13 protein-coding genes are annotated in these 15,682 nt (G+C 63.5%); 6 read left to right on the forward strand and 7 right to left on the reverse strand.

Going from position 1 to position 15,682, the window contains the following annotated elements; all coding sequences use genetic code 11:
• Positions 1–22: 22 nt before the first annotated feature.
• From groL to metK, 5 genes are all read right to left on the reverse strand, one after another.
• Complete coding sequence (groL, locus tag CAP37_RS02125) at positions 23–1,672, reverse strand: chaperonin GroEL (protein WP_086122649.1); 1,650 nt, start codon at positions 1,670–1,672, stop codon at positions 23–25.
• A 48-nt stretch (positions 1,673–1,720) separates the two neighbouring features.
• Positions 1,721–2,011 carry a co-chaperone GroES gene (locus CAP37_RS02130; RefSeq protein WP_086122650.1) on the reverse strand — a complete coding sequence of 97 codons (291 nt, stop codon included), beginning with the start codon at positions 2,009–2,011 and terminating at the stop codon, positions 1,721–1,723.
• A 216-nt stretch (positions 2,012–2,227) separates the two neighbouring features.
• Complete coding sequence (locus CAP37_RS02135; RefSeq protein ID WP_086122651.1) at positions 2,228–3,031, reverse strand: SDR family oxidoreductase; 804 nt, start codon at positions 3,029–3,031, stop codon at positions 2,228–2,230.
• Positions 3,032–3,073: 42 nt separating this feature from the next.
• A complete protein-coding gene (locus CAP37_RS02140) occupies positions 3,074–5,146 on the reverse strand; it encodes a PAS domain S-box protein (RefSeq protein WP_086122652.1) in 2,073 nt (690 codons plus the stop codon).
• 181 nt (positions 5,147–5,327) lie between these two features.
• Positions 5,328–6,509 carry a methionine adenosyltransferase gene (gene metK, locus CAP37_RS02145; protein WP_086122653.1) on the reverse strand — a complete coding sequence of 394 codons (1,182 nt, stop codon included), beginning with the start codon at positions 6,507–6,509 and terminating at the stop codon, positions 5,328–5,330.
• A 121-nt stretch (positions 6,510–6,630) separates the two neighbouring features.
• Between metK and CAP37_RS02150 the strand changes: the two genes are divergently transcribed.
• Positions 6,631–7,485, forward strand: a complete 855-nt coding sequence (locus CAP37_RS02150; RefSeq protein ID WP_256926854.1) for a lysophospholipid acyltransferase family protein — start codon at positions 6,631–6,633, stop codon at positions 7,483–7,485.
• Between the two features lie 25 nt (positions 7,486–7,510).
• Positions 7,511–8,446 carry a lysophospholipid acyltransferase family protein gene (locus CAP37_RS02155; protein ID WP_086122654.1) on the forward strand — a complete coding sequence of 312 codons (936 nt, stop codon included), beginning with the start codon at positions 7,511–7,513 and terminating at the stop codon, positions 8,444–8,446.
• Here CAP37_RS02155 and CAP37_RS02160 read toward each other — a convergent pair.
• Positions 8,431–9,360, reverse strand: a complete 930-nt coding sequence (locus CAP37_RS02160; RefSeq protein ID WP_086122655.1) for an alpha/beta fold hydrolase — start codon at positions 9,358–9,360, stop codon at positions 8,431–8,433. The two genes, CAP37_RS02155 and CAP37_RS02160, sit on opposite strands and share 16 nt — an antisense overlap.
• Positions 9,361–9,387: 27 nt before the next feature.
• Positions 9,388–10,161 (reverse strand): ribosome biogenesis GTP-binding protein YihA/YsxC, encoded by a 774-nt coding sequence (yihA, locus tag CAP37_RS02165; protein WP_086122656.1) that lies wholly within the window; start codon positions 10,159–10,161, stop codon positions 9,388–9,390.
• A gap of 103 nt (positions 10,162–10,264) precedes the next feature.
• On the opposite strand from yihA, the gene CAP37_RS02170 reads away from it, so the two are divergent.
• From CAP37_RS02170 to msrP, 4 genes are all read left to right on the forward strand, one after another.
• Positions 10,265–10,879, forward strand: coding sequence for a cytochrome c (locus CAP37_RS02170; RefSeq protein ID WP_086122657.1), 615 nt, complete (start codon positions 10,265–10,267; stop codon positions 10,877–10,879).
• 173 nt (positions 10,880–11,052) lie between these two features.
• A complete protein-coding gene (locus CAP37_RS02175; protein WP_086122658.1) occupies positions 11,053–13,206 on the forward strand; it encodes a cytochrome c biogenesis protein ResB in 2,154 nt (717 codons plus the stop codon).
• Entirely contained in the window at positions 13,203–14,570 is a 1,368-nt protein-coding gene (gene ccsB, locus CAP37_RS02180; protein WP_086122659.1) for a c-type cytochrome biogenesis protein CcsB, read from the forward strand. The genes CAP37_RS02175 and ccsB overlap by 4 nt, the downstream gene beginning before the upstream one ends.
• 102 nt (positions 14,571–14,672) lie before the next feature.
• The gene (gene msrP / locus CAP37_RS02185; protein WP_086122660.1) at positions 14,673–15,680 is read left to right on the forward strand and encodes a protein-methionine-sulfoxide reductase catalytic subunit MsrP; all 1,008 of its coding nucleotides are present in this window, start codon (positions 14,673–14,675) and stop codon (positions 15,678–15,680) included.
• Positions 15,681–15,682: the final 2 nt, after the last annotated feature.

Here is a 15,682-nt window from a genome sequence, read left to right on the forward strand (position 1 = left end):
GCCTTCTGGAGGCAGGGCGCGATTACATGCCCATGCCGCCCATATCACCCATGCCGCCCATGCCGCCGCCCATGCCGCCAGCAGGAGCTTCGTCCTTCGGCGATTCGGCCACCATGCACTCGGTGGTCAGCATCAGCGAAGCGACGGATGCAGCGTTCTGCAGTGCAGTGCGCGTCACCTTGGTCGGGTCCAGGATGCCCATTTCGATCATGTCGCCGTAGGTGTCGTTGGCGGCGTTGAAGCCGTAGTTGCCCTTGCCAGCCAGGATGGCATTGACCACCACCGAAGGCTCGCCACCGGCGTTGGCCACGATCTCGCGCAGAGGCGCTTCCACAGCCTTCAGCACCAGTTTGATGCCAGCTTCCTGGTCGGCGTTGTCGCCCTTGATGGTGCCAGCAGCCTGACGGGCGCGCAGCAGCGCCACGCCACCACCGGCCACGATGCCTTCTTCCACCGCAGCGCGCGTGGCGTGCAGCGCGTCTTCCACGCGTGCCTTCTTTTCCTTCATTTCGACTTCGGTGGCTGCGCCAACCTTGATCAGCGCAACGCCGCCGGCCAGCTTGGCCACACGCTCTTGCAGCTTCTCGCGGTCGTAGTCGCTGGTCGCTTCTTCGATCTGCACGCGCACTTGCTTCACACGGGCTTCGATGTCGGCAGCGGCACCAGCACCGTCGATGATGATGGTGTTTTCCTTGCTCACTTCGATGCGCTTGGCCTGGCCCAGATCGGCCAGCGTCACTTTTTCCAGCGTCATGCCGACTTCTTCAGCAATCACCTTGCCGCCGGTCAGGATGGCGATGTCTTCCAGCATGGCCTTGCGGCGATCACCGAAGCCAGGGGCCTTGACAGCCACGACCTTCAGAATGCCACGGATGGTGTTGACCACCAGCGTCGCCAGGGCTTCGCCTTCGACGTCTTCGGCAATGATCAGCAGCGGACGGCCGGCCTTGGCCACTTGCTCCAGCGTGGGCAGCAGGTCGCGGATGTTGGAGACCTTCTTGTCGTACAGCAGCACGAAGGGGTTGTCCAGCATCGCGGATTGCTTTTCCGGATTGTTGATGAAGTAGGGCGACAGGTAGCCGCGGTCGAATTGCATGCCTTCGACGACTTCAAGTTCGGATTCCAGCGATTTGCCGTCTTCGACGGTGATCACGCCTTCCTTGCCAACCTTGTCCATCGCATCAGCAATGATCTTGCCGATGGTTTCGTCGCTGTTGGCCGAAATGGACCCGACCTGAGCGATTTCCTTGGAGGTGGTGGTGGCTTTGGATGCCTTCTTCAGCTCGGCGACCAGGGCCGTGACAGCCTTGTCAATGCCGCGCTTCAGGTCCATCGGGTTCATGCCGGCGGCCACGTACTTCATGCCTTCGCGCACGATCGCCTGGGCCAGCACGGTTGCGGTGGTGGTGCCGTCACCGGCGTTGTCCGAGGTCTTGGAAGCGACTTCCTTGACCATCTGGGCGCCCATGTTCTGGAGCTTGTCCTTCAGTTCGATTTCCTTGGCCACGGACACACCATCCTTGGTGACCGTGGGGGCGCCGAACGAGCGCTCGAGCACCACGTTGCGACCCTTGGGGCCCAGGGTGACCTTGACTGCGTTGGCCAGGATGTTCACACCCTCGACCATGCGTGCGCGGGCTTCGCCGCCGAAAATGACGTCTTTTGCTGCCATGTTGATTCTCCGGATTCAGTAAATAGGGGAAGGGAGGAAGGCGAAGGCTTACTTCACGACGACCGCGAACAGGTCGTCTTCCTTCATGACCAGCAGTTCGTTGCCATCGACCTTGACGGTCTGGCCGCTGTACTTGCCGAACAGAACGCGGTCGCCGACCTTGACGTTCATGGCGGACAGTTCGCCTTTGTCGTTTTTCTTGCCGGGACCGACGGCCAGGATCTCGCCCTGGTCGGGTTTCTCGGCGGCGGCGTCGGGGATGACGATGCCGGAGGCGGTCTTGGTTTCGCTGTCAATGCGCTTGACGATCACGCGATCGGCGAGAGGACGAAGGTTCATTGCATCTCCTGGATATGAAACGGAAAGGATTTATTCGGAACGGCACAGCCCCCTGAAAAGGGTGGGCGGAGCCGCCGGTCGACTAGAGGTTGGGTGTTAGCACTCAACCCTGGCGAGTGCTAATGATAAGGGTGGGAGCGCCTGTTTTCAAGGCGAGATGCTTTTTTTCTTCTGGGCCATGCCCGAAAGAGCGATCGGCAGGGGGCTGGTTCAGCGTCAGAAATGTGCAAGGTAGCCACCGTCGACCACCAGCACCTGCCCCGTAACGTAGCTGGATGCGGCAGACGCCAGAAAGACCGCCGCACCGCCCAGCTCGTCGGGTCGGCCCCAGCGCCCGAGTGAACTGCGTTGGCGCAGCCACTGCGAGGTGGCCGCGTCCTGCACCATGCCGGCGTTGGTAACGGTTGCGAAATAGCCCGGAGCAATGGCGTTCACGTTGATACCGTGAGGGCCAAGTTCGGCCGCGAGGGCCCGTGTCAGCGCCTCCAGCGCGCCTTTGCCGGTGGTGTAGGCAGCGTCGCCCTCACGGGCAATGGGTCCGGCGATGGAAGTGATGTTGATGATCCGTCCGGATCCCTGGGCACGCATGGGCCTTGCGACCTCCCGGCAAAGATGCCAGGCGGAAAGGAGATTGACCTCGAGCAACTCCCGCAGGGCCGCGGCCGGCAGATCGTCAAGGGGTTGGCGCCTTCGCTGGCCGACGTTGTTGATGAGGATGTCGATCCGGCCACTCTCGTTGACCACGCGCGCCACGGCATCGCTGGCGGCGGTTTCATCGCCGACGTCAAATGCAAGGACGTGGGCCGTTCCGCCCGCAGCTTCTCCAGCGGCCCGGACTTGCTCAGCCGCATCCTGCAACTGCAGGGGATCGCGGCCATTGAGCCAGACCACGGCGCCGTGCGCCGCGAGGGCGCTGGCCATGGAAAGACCGAGACCCCGCCCCGCGCCCGTCACCAGGGCAACCCGACCTTGAAGGGAAAACAACGAAGTGGGAAGGGGGCTGGGACTGGCGGGGCTCATCCGCGCAATTATCGGATGGGGCGTTGTCCTGCCTGCGCGGGTCTAGATCGAGAGTTCGGCCATCGACGACTCGGGAAAGGCCATCTCGGGCTCCATGCCGTCGAACGGCAGGGTGAAGTAGAAGGTGCAACCTTCGCCGGGTGAGGTCTCGGCCCAGATGCGACCGCCGTGGCGTTCGATGATGCGTTGCGAGAGAGCAAGGCCGGTGCCCGTGCCCTCAAAGTCCATCGAATGGTGCTGGCGCTGGAACATCACGAACAGGTTGTGTGCTTTCTCCAGGTCGAAGCCCACGCCGTTGTCGGTCACGTAGAAAGTGCGGCCTCCCACAGGGTTGACCTTCCAGCCCACTTCAATGCGGGCCAGATCGCGCGGGCGGGTGTACTTCACGGAGTTGCCGAGCAGGTTGCCCCAGGCCTGAGCCAGCAGCATGGCGTCGCCGCGCACGACGGGAAGATCGGAGTCGATCACCCATTCGATCCGGCGTTGCGGGTTCTCTTGTTTAAGGTGCGCGATCACACCTTCAAGCAGCGGGGCCAGCGGCACGGGTTGCGACTCGATGGCCACGCGCCCCAGGCGCGCATATTCCAGCAGGCCTTCGATCATCATGCTCATGCGGCGTGAGGCCTTGGCAATGGAGTTCTGGTACTGCAGAGCGAGTGTGTCGGCGGATTCGCCCATCTGCTCTTGCAGGAGGCTCACGAAGCTGGCGATGTGGCGCAAGGGCGCGCGCAGGTCGTGCGAGACCATGTGCGAGAACACGTCCAGGTCCTTGTTGGCGGCCACGAGCTGCTGTGTGCGCTCGGCAACGCGTTTTTCCAGCTCGCGGTTGAGGTCGTTCATCACGTCCTCCAGACTCTTGGCCGCGGTCATGTCCCGCGTGATGCTGGAGAGGCCCTGCAGTTCTCCGGTTTCGTTGCGGAGCGCGGTCAGCACGGTGTGAGCCCAGAAACGCGAACCGTCCTCGCGCAGGCGCCAGCCCCGCGTTTCCCATTGCCCGTGCGCCTTGGCCAGTCGCAGCACCTGACCGGCATCCACTTCGTCTTCGCCGGCATTGTCCGCGCTGAGCAGGTCTTCGTAGGAACGCCCGACCATCTGCGAATGGCTGTGACCATGCAGGCGCTGGGCGCTTTCGCTCCATTCTGTGACGGTGCCGTTCTCGTCGACGAAGTAAACGCAATAGTCCTGGATGGCGTCAACCATCAGGCGATAACGTTGCTCGCTGGCAAACAGTTCGGCGGAGCGCTCACGCACGCGTTCTTCCAGGTCCTGGTTGGCGTGCAGCACGAATTCTTCGGTGCGTCGGCGCTCCGAGATGTCGTGCAGTTCGATGAAGATGCCCTCCACCTCGCCGTTCTGGAAATCGGGGATGTAGTGCACTTCAAAGTAGTTGCGCGAACCATTGGCTGAGACGCGTTCGGCCTCGAAGGTCTGAGTCTGTCCGCTCAGTGCCTGAGCCACGCGGGGCAGGATGTCAGGCAGGATGTCGGGGCGCACCACCTGGCTGAGGTGTGAGCCCACCATGTCGGCCGGCTTCTTGCCATAGCGTTCGGCATGGGCCTGGTTGGCAAAGCGGCAGATCAAGTCCTTGTCGTAGTAGGCCAGCCGGGCGGGGATGCGGTCGGTGATGCTGCGCAGCAGGCTCTCGTTGGCAGAGGGCTTGTCAGACATCGCGTGCCCACCCGTCTCCGTGACCGTGCTGTTGCCCAGCAGGAAATTGCCGTCTGCATCGAAGACCGGTGTGGAAGACAGGCGGGCCATGAACAGGCTGCCGTCCTTGCGCACCAGCTCGATGTCAACCGGATCGGCATGGCCGCTCAGCCGCAGGGTTTCCACATGGGCCGAGGCCTGTTCGCGCCAGCGCGGTGCCACCAGCTCGCGCAGGCTCTTGGGCACGCTGGTGTCCTGCCTGTCGTGGCCCAGCCAGCCCAGCAGCGTCTGGTTGAGGTGGGTGCAGCGTTGCTCCACATCGAAAGACAACAAGCCGCAGGGCGCCTGATCGCAAAGGGAACGGGCACAGAGCAGCGCGGTTTCGAGTTCTTTCGTCCGCTCGCTCAACAACCGCGCGCAATCCGTCGCAGAAGCGTCCATCCCGTCGGGGCAGATAGAGGTGTCCATGTTCAAAGGCTCCGATCGTTGCAAGGCAGGCCGAAAAATTGGCTTGTACTCCCATATCGGAACCAGGGACGAAAAATTCAAATTGTTACGACTGACGGTGGCGGGGACAGACTCTCCCGCGAAGATGAAAAAAGCCCCGGGGCTTGTGCCACGGGGCTTTGCGCCGCTTTGCTGTGAATATTTACAGGCCTGCGGCCTTGCGCAGCGCGGCCGCGCGGTCGGTGCGCTCCCAGGTGAACTCTGGCTCTTCCCGGCCGAAATGGCCGTAGGCGGCGGTCTTGGTGTAGATCGGGCGCAGCAGATCCAGCATCTGGATGATGCCCTTGGGACGCAGGTCGAAATGCTCATTGACGAGCGCGGCAATCTGGTCGTCGGGGATCACGCCGGTGCCTTCCGTGTAAACCGTCACGTTCATCGGGCGAGCAACGCCGATGGCGTAAGCCACCTGAATCTGGCACTGGCGGGCCAGCCCGGCCGAAACAATGTTCTTGGCCACATAGCGAGCAGCGTAAGCGGCGGAGCGGTCCACCTTGCTGGGGTCCTTGCCACTGAATGCGCCGCCACCGTGCGGACACGCGCCGCCATAGGTGTCCACAATGATCTTGCGCCCGGTCAGGCCGCAATCGCCTTGCGGGCCACCGATCACGAAGCGCCCGGTCGGGTTGATCAGGTACCTGGTGTCCTTGAGCCATTCCTTGGGCAGCACCGGCTTGATGAGCTCTTCAATGATGGCTTCATTGAACGATGCCTTCATCTTGGTGGCGGATTCGCTCTGATCGGGGCTGTGCTGGGTGGAAAGCACCACCGTGTCAATGCTGTGGGGCTTGCCGTCCACGTAGCGCATGGTCACCTGGCTCTTGGCATCGGGCCGCAGAAAGGGCAGGCGGCCATCTTTGCGGAGCTGAGCCTGGCGCTCCACCAGACGGTGCGCGTAGTAGATGGGCGCGGGCATGAGCTCAGGCGTTTCGTCGCAGGCGTAGCCAAACATCAGGCCCTGGTCGCCGGCGCCGATGTTCAGGTGGTCGTCAGACGCGTGGTCCACGCCCTGGGCGATGTCGTTGCTCTGCTTGTCGTAGGCGACCAGCACCGCGCAACCCTTGTAGTCGATGCCGTACTCGGTGTTGTCGTAGCCGATGCGCTTGAGCGTATCGCGCGCCACCTGGATGTAATCGACATGGGCGTTGGTGGTGATTTCGCCGGCGAGCACCACCAGACCGGTGTTGCACAGCGTTTCTGCCGCCACGCGGCTGCGCGGGTCCTGGGTGAAGATGGCATCCAGAATGGCATCGGAAATCTGGTCGGCGACCTTGTCGGGGTGGCCTTCAGAGACGGATTCGGATGTGAAGAGAAAGTCGTTCGCCATGTATAAACTCCAGAGTGGTTGATCGGCGTTGCCGGTCTCAGAGTTCGGCGAACGCTTTAGCGGAATTTATGAATCGCCCCGCAATTAGTTCAATAACTCGGCGATGCGCGGATTCTAGATCATGGCCGTGCTGATTCGCTTCCTTTTCCGATTCGCCAGCTTGCTGCCGTTGCCGGTGCTGCACACCCTCGGCTGGGTGCTGGGGTGGCTGAGTTTCGGGCTCTCCACCCGCTACCGCCGCCGGCTGTTTGCCCACGCCCGCCAGGCGGGCTTTTCCAGGGGCGTGGCACTGGCCTCGGTGGGCGAATCGGGCAAGCTGGTGGCCGAGCTGCCGCGCTTGTGGTCGGGGCGTTCCGTGAGGGTTGTCTGGGAAGGTGCCGAGCACGTCGAGGCGGCGCTTGAAAAGCGAAGTGGCGTGCTTTTTCTCACACCCCACCTCGGATGCTTCGAGGTTGCCGCACAGGCCTACGCTGACCGGTTCGGCGAACGCCAGCCCACCACCGTGCTGTTTCGTCCTGCTCGCAAGGCGTGGCAGCGCGACATCATGGCCGGAGCACGGGAGCGACCCGGCCTCTTCACTGCGCCCACCACAGTGGCAGGTGTCAAGCAACTCATCAAGGCGCTCAGAGCTGGTCAGGCCGTGGGCTTGCTGCCCGACCAGGTGCCGCCAGCAGGGCAAGGCATATGGGCACCTTTTTTCGGACGTGAGGCCTACACCATGACGCTACCGGCGCGGCTGGTGCACGCCGCGAGTGCGCAGCTGCTGCTGGTCTGGGGCGAACGCCTGAGGTGGGGGCGCGGCTATTGCATTCACGTGCGTCCATTCGAGTTCGTGGGCGCGGGTCCGTTGTCGGACGACGCCACCGTGGCCGCCACGCAGATCAACCAGGCCATGGAAATGCTGGTGCGAGAATGCCCGGAACAATACCTGTGGTCCTACGACCGCTACAAGCAACCGGTTGCGGCGAGCCGTTGAATCTGTTCATTCATCCCATTTCGCGATGCCACTTCCCGAATCGAAAGAAGTTCCCGACAAGCCCGATGCGACATTCAGCGAACGCTGGGGCAACCGCCTGGGGGTGGTCGTCATGCGCTTGCTGGCCCGCTTGCCCCTAAGTTGGGTGCGGGGTCTGGGCTGGCTAATGGGGCAGGTGCTGCACGCGGTGGCTTCACGGCGCAGGCGCATTGCCCGCACCAACTGGGCGCTGTGCTTTCCGCAAGACAGCACGCTTGAGCGCCATCGCGCCGTGCGGCGCCATTTCGTTGCGTTCGCGCAGGCCTGGCTTGATCGCAGCTGGCTTTGGGAAGGCAGCGAGGCCACGGTGCGCGCGCGCCTGCGGGTGGTGGGCGCCACACACGAGTTGCATGGCGACAAGCCTGTGCTGATGCTGGCGCCCCATTTTGTGGGAATGGATGCCGGCGGAACGGCGCTTGCCCTGCTCGAGCCGCGCCCGTATGCCTGCATTTACCTGTCGCAGATCAACGAGGACGTGGACCAGTGGATCCGCACGGGCCGCTTGCGATTTGGTACCGTCCGGCTGATCGAGAAGCAGCAGGGACTGCGCACGGTGGTGCAGTCCTTGCGCTCGGGGGAAGCCCTTTATCTTCTGCCCGACATGGACCTCGGGCCTGAGGAGTCGGTGTTCGTGCCGTTCTTCGGGGTGCCCACCGCCACCGTGCCTACGCTGCCGCGCCTGGCCCGGCTGGGGGGTGCCAAAGTGGTGCCGGTGGTCACACGGCTGACGCGGCGCGGCTACGAGGTCGAGGTGATGCCCGCGTGGCCCGGTTACCCCGGCCCGGACGCCGTGGAAGACACGGCCCAGATGAACCGCAGGCTAGAGGGGATGATCGCGCGCATGCCCGAGCAGTACTACTGGGTGCACAAGCGGTTCAAGACCCGCCCACCCGGAGAGCCTTCGCTCTACGGAAGCGACTGAGCCAGGAAGGCGCCGAGCAGGGCGGCCACTTTCTGCGGCTGCTCGTGCACGATCCAGTGAGTGGCTTCGGGCACGCGTTCGATGCGAAGGTCTTGCACGAATTCGTCCAGGCCATCGAGCAGTGCCACCGGCAGGGCGGTGTCGCCCAATCCCCAGATGACCAGCGTCGGAATTTTCACTTGCACCTTGTCGCGCGGAATCTGCACTGCAGTGGCCCCGGGGTCCTGCGGGGTCGGTGGACGCAGAGGCGAGGCAGCGTAGTAGGCGCAACCGCCGCGCAGACCTTGACGCCAGACGGCCCGGTAGCGTTCGCGGGTGGCTTCGTCCAGCCAGGCGTGGGGTCCGCTGTCGGCCGCCATCGCGGTGAAAAAGGGCCACAAACGGGCGAAGTCGTTTTCTGCGAGCAACTGCGCAGCGTCCGGCCGGGCGAGGAAGTTCATGTAGGCACTGCTGGCCTGCTGGGCCGATGAATGGCTCAGCTCGCGTGCGAACGTTGCTGGATGGGGCGCGTTGAGAATGACCAGCTGGCGCGTGAGACCGGGATGCTGCGCGGCCAGGCTCCAGGCCAGCGCGCCACCCCAGTCGTGTGCCACCAGGCCAGCCAGCTGGCCTGGCGTGGGGCTGTTCAGTGTGATGGCCTCGATCGTGGCGCAGAGGTCCTGCACCAGCGGCTTGGCGCGGTAGGCGGCCACCTCGATGGGCGCGCTCGATCGTTCGAAGCCCCGCAGGTTGGGCGCCACGCAGCGGTAGCCGCCGTGTTCGGGGCGGGCGAAATGAGCCAGCAGAAAGTCCCACACGAACGCGGCTTCCGGAAAGCCGTGCAGGAAGAGCAGCACTGGGCGGCCCACCTCCCCTGCAGCGCGACAGCTCAGGGTGATGCCATGGGGCAGGGGCAGGTCGAAGGTCTGGATCATGCGGGCACTCTCGATGGCCCCGCGCTTTCAGTCCAGCGCCGGGGGCTCTTCCTGGGGAACGGGTGGGGCCACTGCCGGCGCGCCTTCTTCGTGCGTCCAGCGCCAGAGCATCTGGGCCACCTCGTCCAGCCCTTTCTTCTTCAGGGCCGAAAAGAGTCTGGCTTCGCCGCCGCCGGATTGCAGTCGCGCAATCGACAGCGCCTTCTGCGCCTCGGCGTGATTGAGTTTGTCGGCTTTCGTGAGCAACACCAGAAACTTCAGACCTTCCTCCACCCTGGGCCTGATGACTTCCAGCAAGATGTCGTCGAGCTCGGTGAGGCCCAGGCGCGGGTCGATCAACAGCACCACGCCGCGCAGGTTTTCACGGGTGAGCAGGTAGTTGCCCATCACACGCTGCCAGCGCAGCTTGGCTTCGCGCGGCACTGCCGCATAGCCATAGCCGGGCAGATCGGCGAGAACCGCATCGGTGACACCCTGCTTGCCGAGCGAAAACAGGTTGATGCTCTGAGTGCGGCCGGGTGTTTTGGACGCGAAAGCCAGGCGCTTCTGCTGCGTCAGGGTGTTGATGCAGGTGGACTTGCCCGCGTTGGAGCGCCCCACAAAGGCCACCTCGGGCACCGTGAGCGGGGGCAGGTGTTCGAGTTGAGGGGCGGTGGTCAGGAAGCGGGCGGTGTGCAACCAGCCATGGGCGATCTTGGGGTCAGGGGTCTGGGTTCCAGCTTGGGGGAGGCGGGGCTTGGGGCCCTGGGCGTGCTCGGTGGGTGGAGCGGTCGGTTGGGCTGGAGTGGGGTATTGGGTCATTTGGGGGTTTTCCCGGTGGGACATTGTAAAATCGATTGGCTTTGACCAGACAACCCGCGAATTTCCTCAACCAGAACCCGTCGCTGCCGACGCCCGCCCCGTCATGAAATTGCCTGTCTCCCTACTTTGTGCCGCTGCCGCAGCAGCCCTGTCGTTCAGCGCCCAGGCGCAGCCGGTCAAGCCCGACCTGGCCAAGGGTGCCGCTTCGTTCGGCCAGGTGTGCGTTGCCTGCCATGCGGCGGATGGAAACTCCACCACCCCGGCCAACCCCAAGCTCGCGCAGCAGCATCCTGAGTACCTCGTCAAGCAGCTCCAGGATTACAAGTCGGGCAAGCGTGACAACGCCATCATGAAGGGCTTCGCCTCCGCGTTGTCCGATGCCGACATGCGCAACATCGCCTATTGGCTTGCCGACCAGAAGGCCAAGGGCGGTGCGGCCACCGACAAGGACCTGGTGAAGCTCGGTGAGCGCATTTACCGTGGCGGCATCGCGGACCGCCAGATCGCTGCCTGCGCCGGTTGCCACAGCCCCAACGGCGCCGGCATTCCTTCGCAATACCCGCGCCTCTCGGGCCAGCACGCCGAGTACACCAAGACCCAGCTGGAGCACTTCCGCAACGGCACTCGCAAGAACAACGCCCAGATGACGGGCGTGGCCGCCAAGATGAACGACCGCGAAATTCAGGCGGTGTCCGACTACATCGCCGGGTTGCGCTGAAAACCGCCGACACCGCTTGCCCCTCCAGGGTGCAAGAGATATAAGTCAACATTGATATTTCGCGGCACAATGCCGCCGATGCCTCCGGCGTTGAACCGCCAGCCAAAAACAACATCTGATCTAGGCGGCTCCGGATTCACCGGAACCGCCTTTTTTCTGTCTTTTCCCGCCCCATGACCGTTTCCACCGAAGGCCTGCAAATCCGATCTGGTCCCCGCTTCGTGAGCGAGGCGGTGGAACTGCTGTCGTCGATGCGGTTCGCAATTTCGTTGCTCTCGGTGATCTGCATCGCGTCGGTGATCGGCACGGTGGTCAAGCAACATGAGCCCTTCATCAACTACGTGAACCAGTTCGGTCCCTTCTGGGCGGACGTGTTTGCCAGCGCGCAGTTGTTTGCGGTCTACAGCGCCTGGTGGTTTCTGCTGATTCTGGCGTTTCTGGTGACCAGCACCAGCCTGTGCATTGCCCGCAACACGCCCAAGATTTTTTCCGACTACAAGGCCTACAAGGAAAACATCCGCGAGCAGAGCCTCAAGGCTTTTCCACATAGGGCCGAGGGTGCACTTGCGGAGACGCCCGAGGCGGCCGCCAACCGCATTGGTCAGACGCTGCTGGGCTCGGGCTGGAAGGTCAAGCTGCAGTCCCGCCCGATGGCCAACGGCACGGGCTGGATGGTCGCCGCGAAGGCGGGCACGGCCAACAAGATTGGTTACCTCGCTGCGCACAGCGCCATCGTGCTGGTGTGCATTGGGGGGCTGCTCGATGGCGACCTGGTGGTTCGCGCGCAAATGTGGTTCAACGGCAAGACGCCGTTCACTGGCGGTGGCCTAATTGCCGATGTGCCCGCGCAGCACCGACTGGCCAGCACGAATCCCACCTTCCGGGGCAACCTGCTGGTGACCGAAGGCACAACGGCCGGCACGGCCATCCTGGCCCAGCCCACGGGGGTTCTGCTCCAGGACCTGCCGTTCACCGTGGAACTCAAGAAATTCATCGTCGAGTATTACGAAACCGGCATGCCCAAGCTGTTTGCCAGCGAGATCGTGATTCAGGACAACGAAACCGGCGAGAAGAAGGAGGCGCGTGTCGAGGTGAACCACCCGGCCAGCCATCGCGGCATCAACATTTACCAGTCCAGCTTCGACGACGGCGGCTCGCGCGTGAAGCTGCAAGCCGTGCCGCTGAACCGACCCACGCGGGCGTTCGAGATCGAGGGCACCATCGGCGGGTCGACGGCGCTCAGCAACGGGGCCGACCAGCTCACGCTGGAGTACACCGGGCTGCGCGTGATCAACGTGGAGAACTTCGCCGGCTCCGGTGCCGGCGCGGGCACCGACGTGCGCAAGGTGGACCTGCGCAGCTCGATCGAAAGCCGCCTTGGCTCCGGCCACAAGACCGTGACCGAGAAGACACTGCGCAACGTCGGACCCAGCATCACTTACAAACTGCGCGATGCTGCGGGCCAGGCGGTGGAGTACCACAACTACATGCTGCCGATGGACATTGACGGTTCGCGCATGTACCTGCTGGGTCTGCGCGAGACGCCGTCCGAGCCGTTTCGTTACCTGCGCATCCCGGTTGACGAAAACGATTCGCTCGACGGTTTTGTGCGCCTGCGTGCCGCGCTCGACGATCCACAGATGCGAGCGGAAGCGGTGCGCCGTTACGCCACGTCTGCCGTGGAAGAAGGCAAACCTGAACTCGCGGAGGCACTGGCAGCTTCTGCACAGCGAGCCATGGACCTGTTTGCTGGTGTGGAAACGGTGAAAGCGACCCTTGCGCAGCCGGTGGTCAACGGTGCCGCACCCAAGGACGTCCGGGGTGGGCTGCAGGCGGTTTCGGCCTTTCTCGAAGCCAACGTGCCAGCGGCCGAACGAGAGCGCGCGAGCGAGGTGCTGGTGCGCATCCTGAACGGCACGCTGTTCGAGCTGCTGCAGTTGAGCCGTGAACGCGCGGGCCTGAAACCGTTGGAGCGTGGCGAGGCCACGCAACAGTTCATGGCGCAGGCGGTGATCAGCCTGAGCGACACGTTCTTCTATCCCGCGCCCATGACTTTCCAGCTCAAGGACTTCACCCACGTGCAGGCCAGCGTTTTCCAGGTGGCGCGCGCGCCCGGGCAAAACATCGTCTACCTGGGTTGCCTGTTGCTCATTCTCGGCGTTTTTGCCATGCTGTATGTGCGCGAACGCCGCCTGTGGGTGTGGCTCTCGCCTGCGGGTGAGCAGGGCTCCCAGGCTTCCATGGCCCTGTCGTTGAACCGAAAAACGATGGAGGCCGACCGCGAATTCGACCTGCTCAAGACGCAACTGCTCAAGGTGCCCACATGAATACCGCCACCGCATCACAGACCATCGAACTCAAGAAGGGGCGGGGTGCCGACGGCCTGCAGCCGGGCTATTTCGCCCGACGCAATGTCTGGGACTGGCTGTTTGCCGCACTCGTGGTACTGGGCGCAAGCTGGGCCTTCGTGCGCTACAGCACCGCGATGGATGGCTACGAAAAAGCCATTCTGGTGGGGGCGGTGCCGGCCATGATCTGGCTGGGCTGGTTCTGGCGGCCACTGCGAGGTCTGGCGGTGGTGGTGGCCGCGCTGTCGCTGCTGGCGATCTGGCTCTACATGACGCCGGCAGGTACGGCGGATCTGGCCCGTGCCGATCAGGTCTTCCTGCTCAAGTACTTCATTTCTAGCCAGTCCGCCATTCTGTGGATGAGCGTGCTGTTCTTCATGAGCACGGCGTTCTACTGGGTTGGCATGGTCACACGCGGCGGCGATGCCTTCCAGCTGCTCGGCTCGCGCCTGGCCTGGGTGGCGGTGACGCTCGCGCTGGTGGGCACCATGGTGCGCTGGTTCGAGAGCCACCAGATCGGCCCCGACATCGGTCACATCCCGGTCAGCAACCTGTATGAAGTGTTTGTGCTGTTCTGCTGGATGACCACTGCCTTCTACCTGTACTACGAAGACCAGTACAAGACGCGCAGCATGGGCGCGTTTGCGATGCTGGTGGTCAGCGCGGCGGTTGGTTTTCTGCTCTGGTACACCGTGGTGCGCGAGGCGCATCAGATTCAGCCTTTGGTGCCGGCCCTGCAGAGCTGGTGGATGAAACTGCACGTGCCGGCCAACTTCATTGGCTATGGCACCTTCGCCATTGCGGCGATGCTGGCCTTCGCCTACCTGATCAAGCAGAGCGCGAGCGAGAGTCGCTGGTACAAGCTCGCGCCGCTGTGGCTGCTGGGCGTGGTGCTGTGTTTCGAGCCCATCGTGTTTCGCCAGTCGGCGGCCGAGAACGGCGGCAGCTACTGGTTTGTCTACTTCGGCATCTCCGCCCTGATCGTGGGCACCATCATCTTCGGCCGCCGCCGCATCGCGGAAAAATTGCCCAGCTTTGAAGTGCTCGACGACGTGATGTACAAGGCCATTGCCGTCGGCTTCGCGTTTTTCACCATCGCCACCGTGCTCGGTGCCCTCTGGGCCGCCGAGGCCTGGGGCGGCTACTGGAGCTGGGACCCCAAAGAAACCTGGGCCCTGATCGTGTGGCTGAACTACGCGGCCTGGCTGCACATGCGGCTCATGAAAGGGCTGCGCGGCACCGTAGCCGCCTGGTGGGCGCTGGTTGGCCTGGCCATCACCACCTTTGCCTTTATCGGCGTGAACATGTTCCTCTCGGGCCTGCACAGCTACGGCGAGCTCTGAACCCGACGGCCGGAACTTTGTAAGAATCGCGGCTGTCCCACGACGGACGAAGACAGTGCGCGGCATCTTTCGCGCGCAGTTTGACCCAGCAAGGAACGTCCCATGATCATCCGCACCGGTCACAACGGTTTTCAGCATCCGCTGCCCAGCGAGATCACGCCGCCATCGGCCTACCTCAACCGACGCCAGTGGCTGGAACGCAGCGCCCTGACGGCTGCGGCACTTGGCGTGGCCGGTGGTTGGGCGGGCCGCGATGCCTGGGCTCAGACCGAGACGCCCAAGCCCGGAAAGCTTGCCGCCTTGCCCGGGCGCGCCTCTAGTGTCAGCGGCGCTCGCACCATGGAGAAGCTCACCTCCTACCAGGATGCGAGCAGCTACAACAACTACTACGAATTCGGCACTGACAAGGCAGAACCTGCTGCCTCGGCCAAGACGCTCAAGCCACGCCCCTGGACCGTGGCGGTCGAAGGCCTGGTCAACAAGCCAGGCAGTTTCGATCTGGATGCGCTGCAGAAACTCAGCCCGATGGAGGAGCGCATTTACCGGCTGCGCTGCGTTGAAGGCTGGTCCATGGTGATTCCGTGGGTGGGCTATTCGCTTTCGGAGCTGATCAAGCAAGTGCAGCCCCAAGGTAGCGCGAAGTACGTGGAGTTCCACACCCTCGCCGATCCCAAGCAGATGCCCGGTCTGCGCTCCAGCGTGCTGCAGTGGCCGTATGTGGAAGGCTTGCGCCTGGACGAAGCCATGCACCCACTGACGCTGCTCGCATTCGGGATGTACGGCGAAGTGCTGCCCAACCAGAATGGCGCGCCTTTGCGCCTGGTGGTGCCTTGGAAGTACGGCTTCAAGAGTGGCAAGTCGCTGGTGAAGATCCGCTTTACCGACAAAGAGCCCCGCACCGCCTGGAACCTGGCAGCCCCTCAGGAATATGGTTTCTATTCCAACGTCAACCCTCAGGTTGACCACCCGCGCTGGAGCCAGGCGACCGAGCGGCGCATTGGGGAGGAGGGCGGCCTCTTCGCCAAGCGCCGTCAGACGCTGATGTTCAACGGCTACGAACCCCAGGTGGGCCAGCTCTACGCCGGCATGGATCTGCGCAAGCTGTACTGACG

This window comes from Hydrogenophaga sp. IBVHS1 (genome assembly GCF_002127265.1).
GTDB lineage: Bacteria > Pseudomonadota > Gammaproteobacteria > Burkholderiales > Burkholderiaceae_C > Hydrogenophaga.

Coding starts and splice junctions, on each gene's coding strand:
- groL (WP_086122649.1), bottom strand. CDS start 1,672: ATGGCAGCAAAAGACGTCATTTTCGGCGGCGAAGCCCGCGCACGCATG.
- CAP37_RS02130 (WP_086122650.1), bottom strand. CDS start 2,011: ATGAACCTTCGTCCTCTCGCCGATCGCGTGATCGTCAAGCGCATTGAC.
- CAP37_RS02135 (WP_086122651.1), bottom strand. CDS start 3,031: ATGAGCCCCGCCAGTCCCAGCCCCCTTCCCACTTCGTTGTTTTCCCTT.
- CAP37_RS02140 (WP_086122652.1), bottom strand. CDS start 5,146: ATGGACACCTCTATCTGCCCCGACGGGATGGACGCTTCTGCGACGGAT.
- metK (WP_086122653.1), bottom strand. CDS start 6,509: ATGGCGAACGACTTTCTCTTCACATCCGAATCCGTCTCTGAAGGCCAC.
- CAP37_RS02150 (WP_256926854.1), top strand. CDS start 6,631: ATGGCCGTGCTGATTCGCTTCCTTTTCCGATTCGCCAGCTTGCTGCCG.
- CAP37_RS02155 (WP_086122654.1), top strand. CDS start 7,511: ATGCCACTTCCCGAATCGAAAGAAGTTCCCGACAAGCCCGATGCGACA.
- CAP37_RS02160 (WP_086122655.1), bottom strand. CDS start 9,360: ATGATCCAGACCTTCGACCTGCCCCTGCCCCATGGCATCACCCTGAGC.
- yihA (WP_086122656.1), bottom strand. CDS start 10,161: ATGACCCAATACCCCACTCCAGCCCAACCGACCGCTCCACCCACCGAG.
- CAP37_RS02170 (WP_086122657.1), top strand. CDS start 10,265: ATGAAATTGCCTGTCTCCCTACTTTGTGCCGCTGCCGCAGCAGCCCTG.
- CAP37_RS02175 (WP_086122658.1), top strand. CDS start 11,053: ATGACCGTTTCCACCGAAGGCCTGCAAATCCGATCTGGTCCCCGCTTC.
- ccsB (WP_086122659.1), top strand. CDS start 13,203: ATGAATACCGCCACCGCATCACAGACCATCGAACTCAAGAAGGGGCGG.
- msrP (WP_086122660.1), top strand. CDS start 14,673: ATGATCATCCGCACCGGTCACAACGGTTTTCAGCATCCGCTGCCCAGC.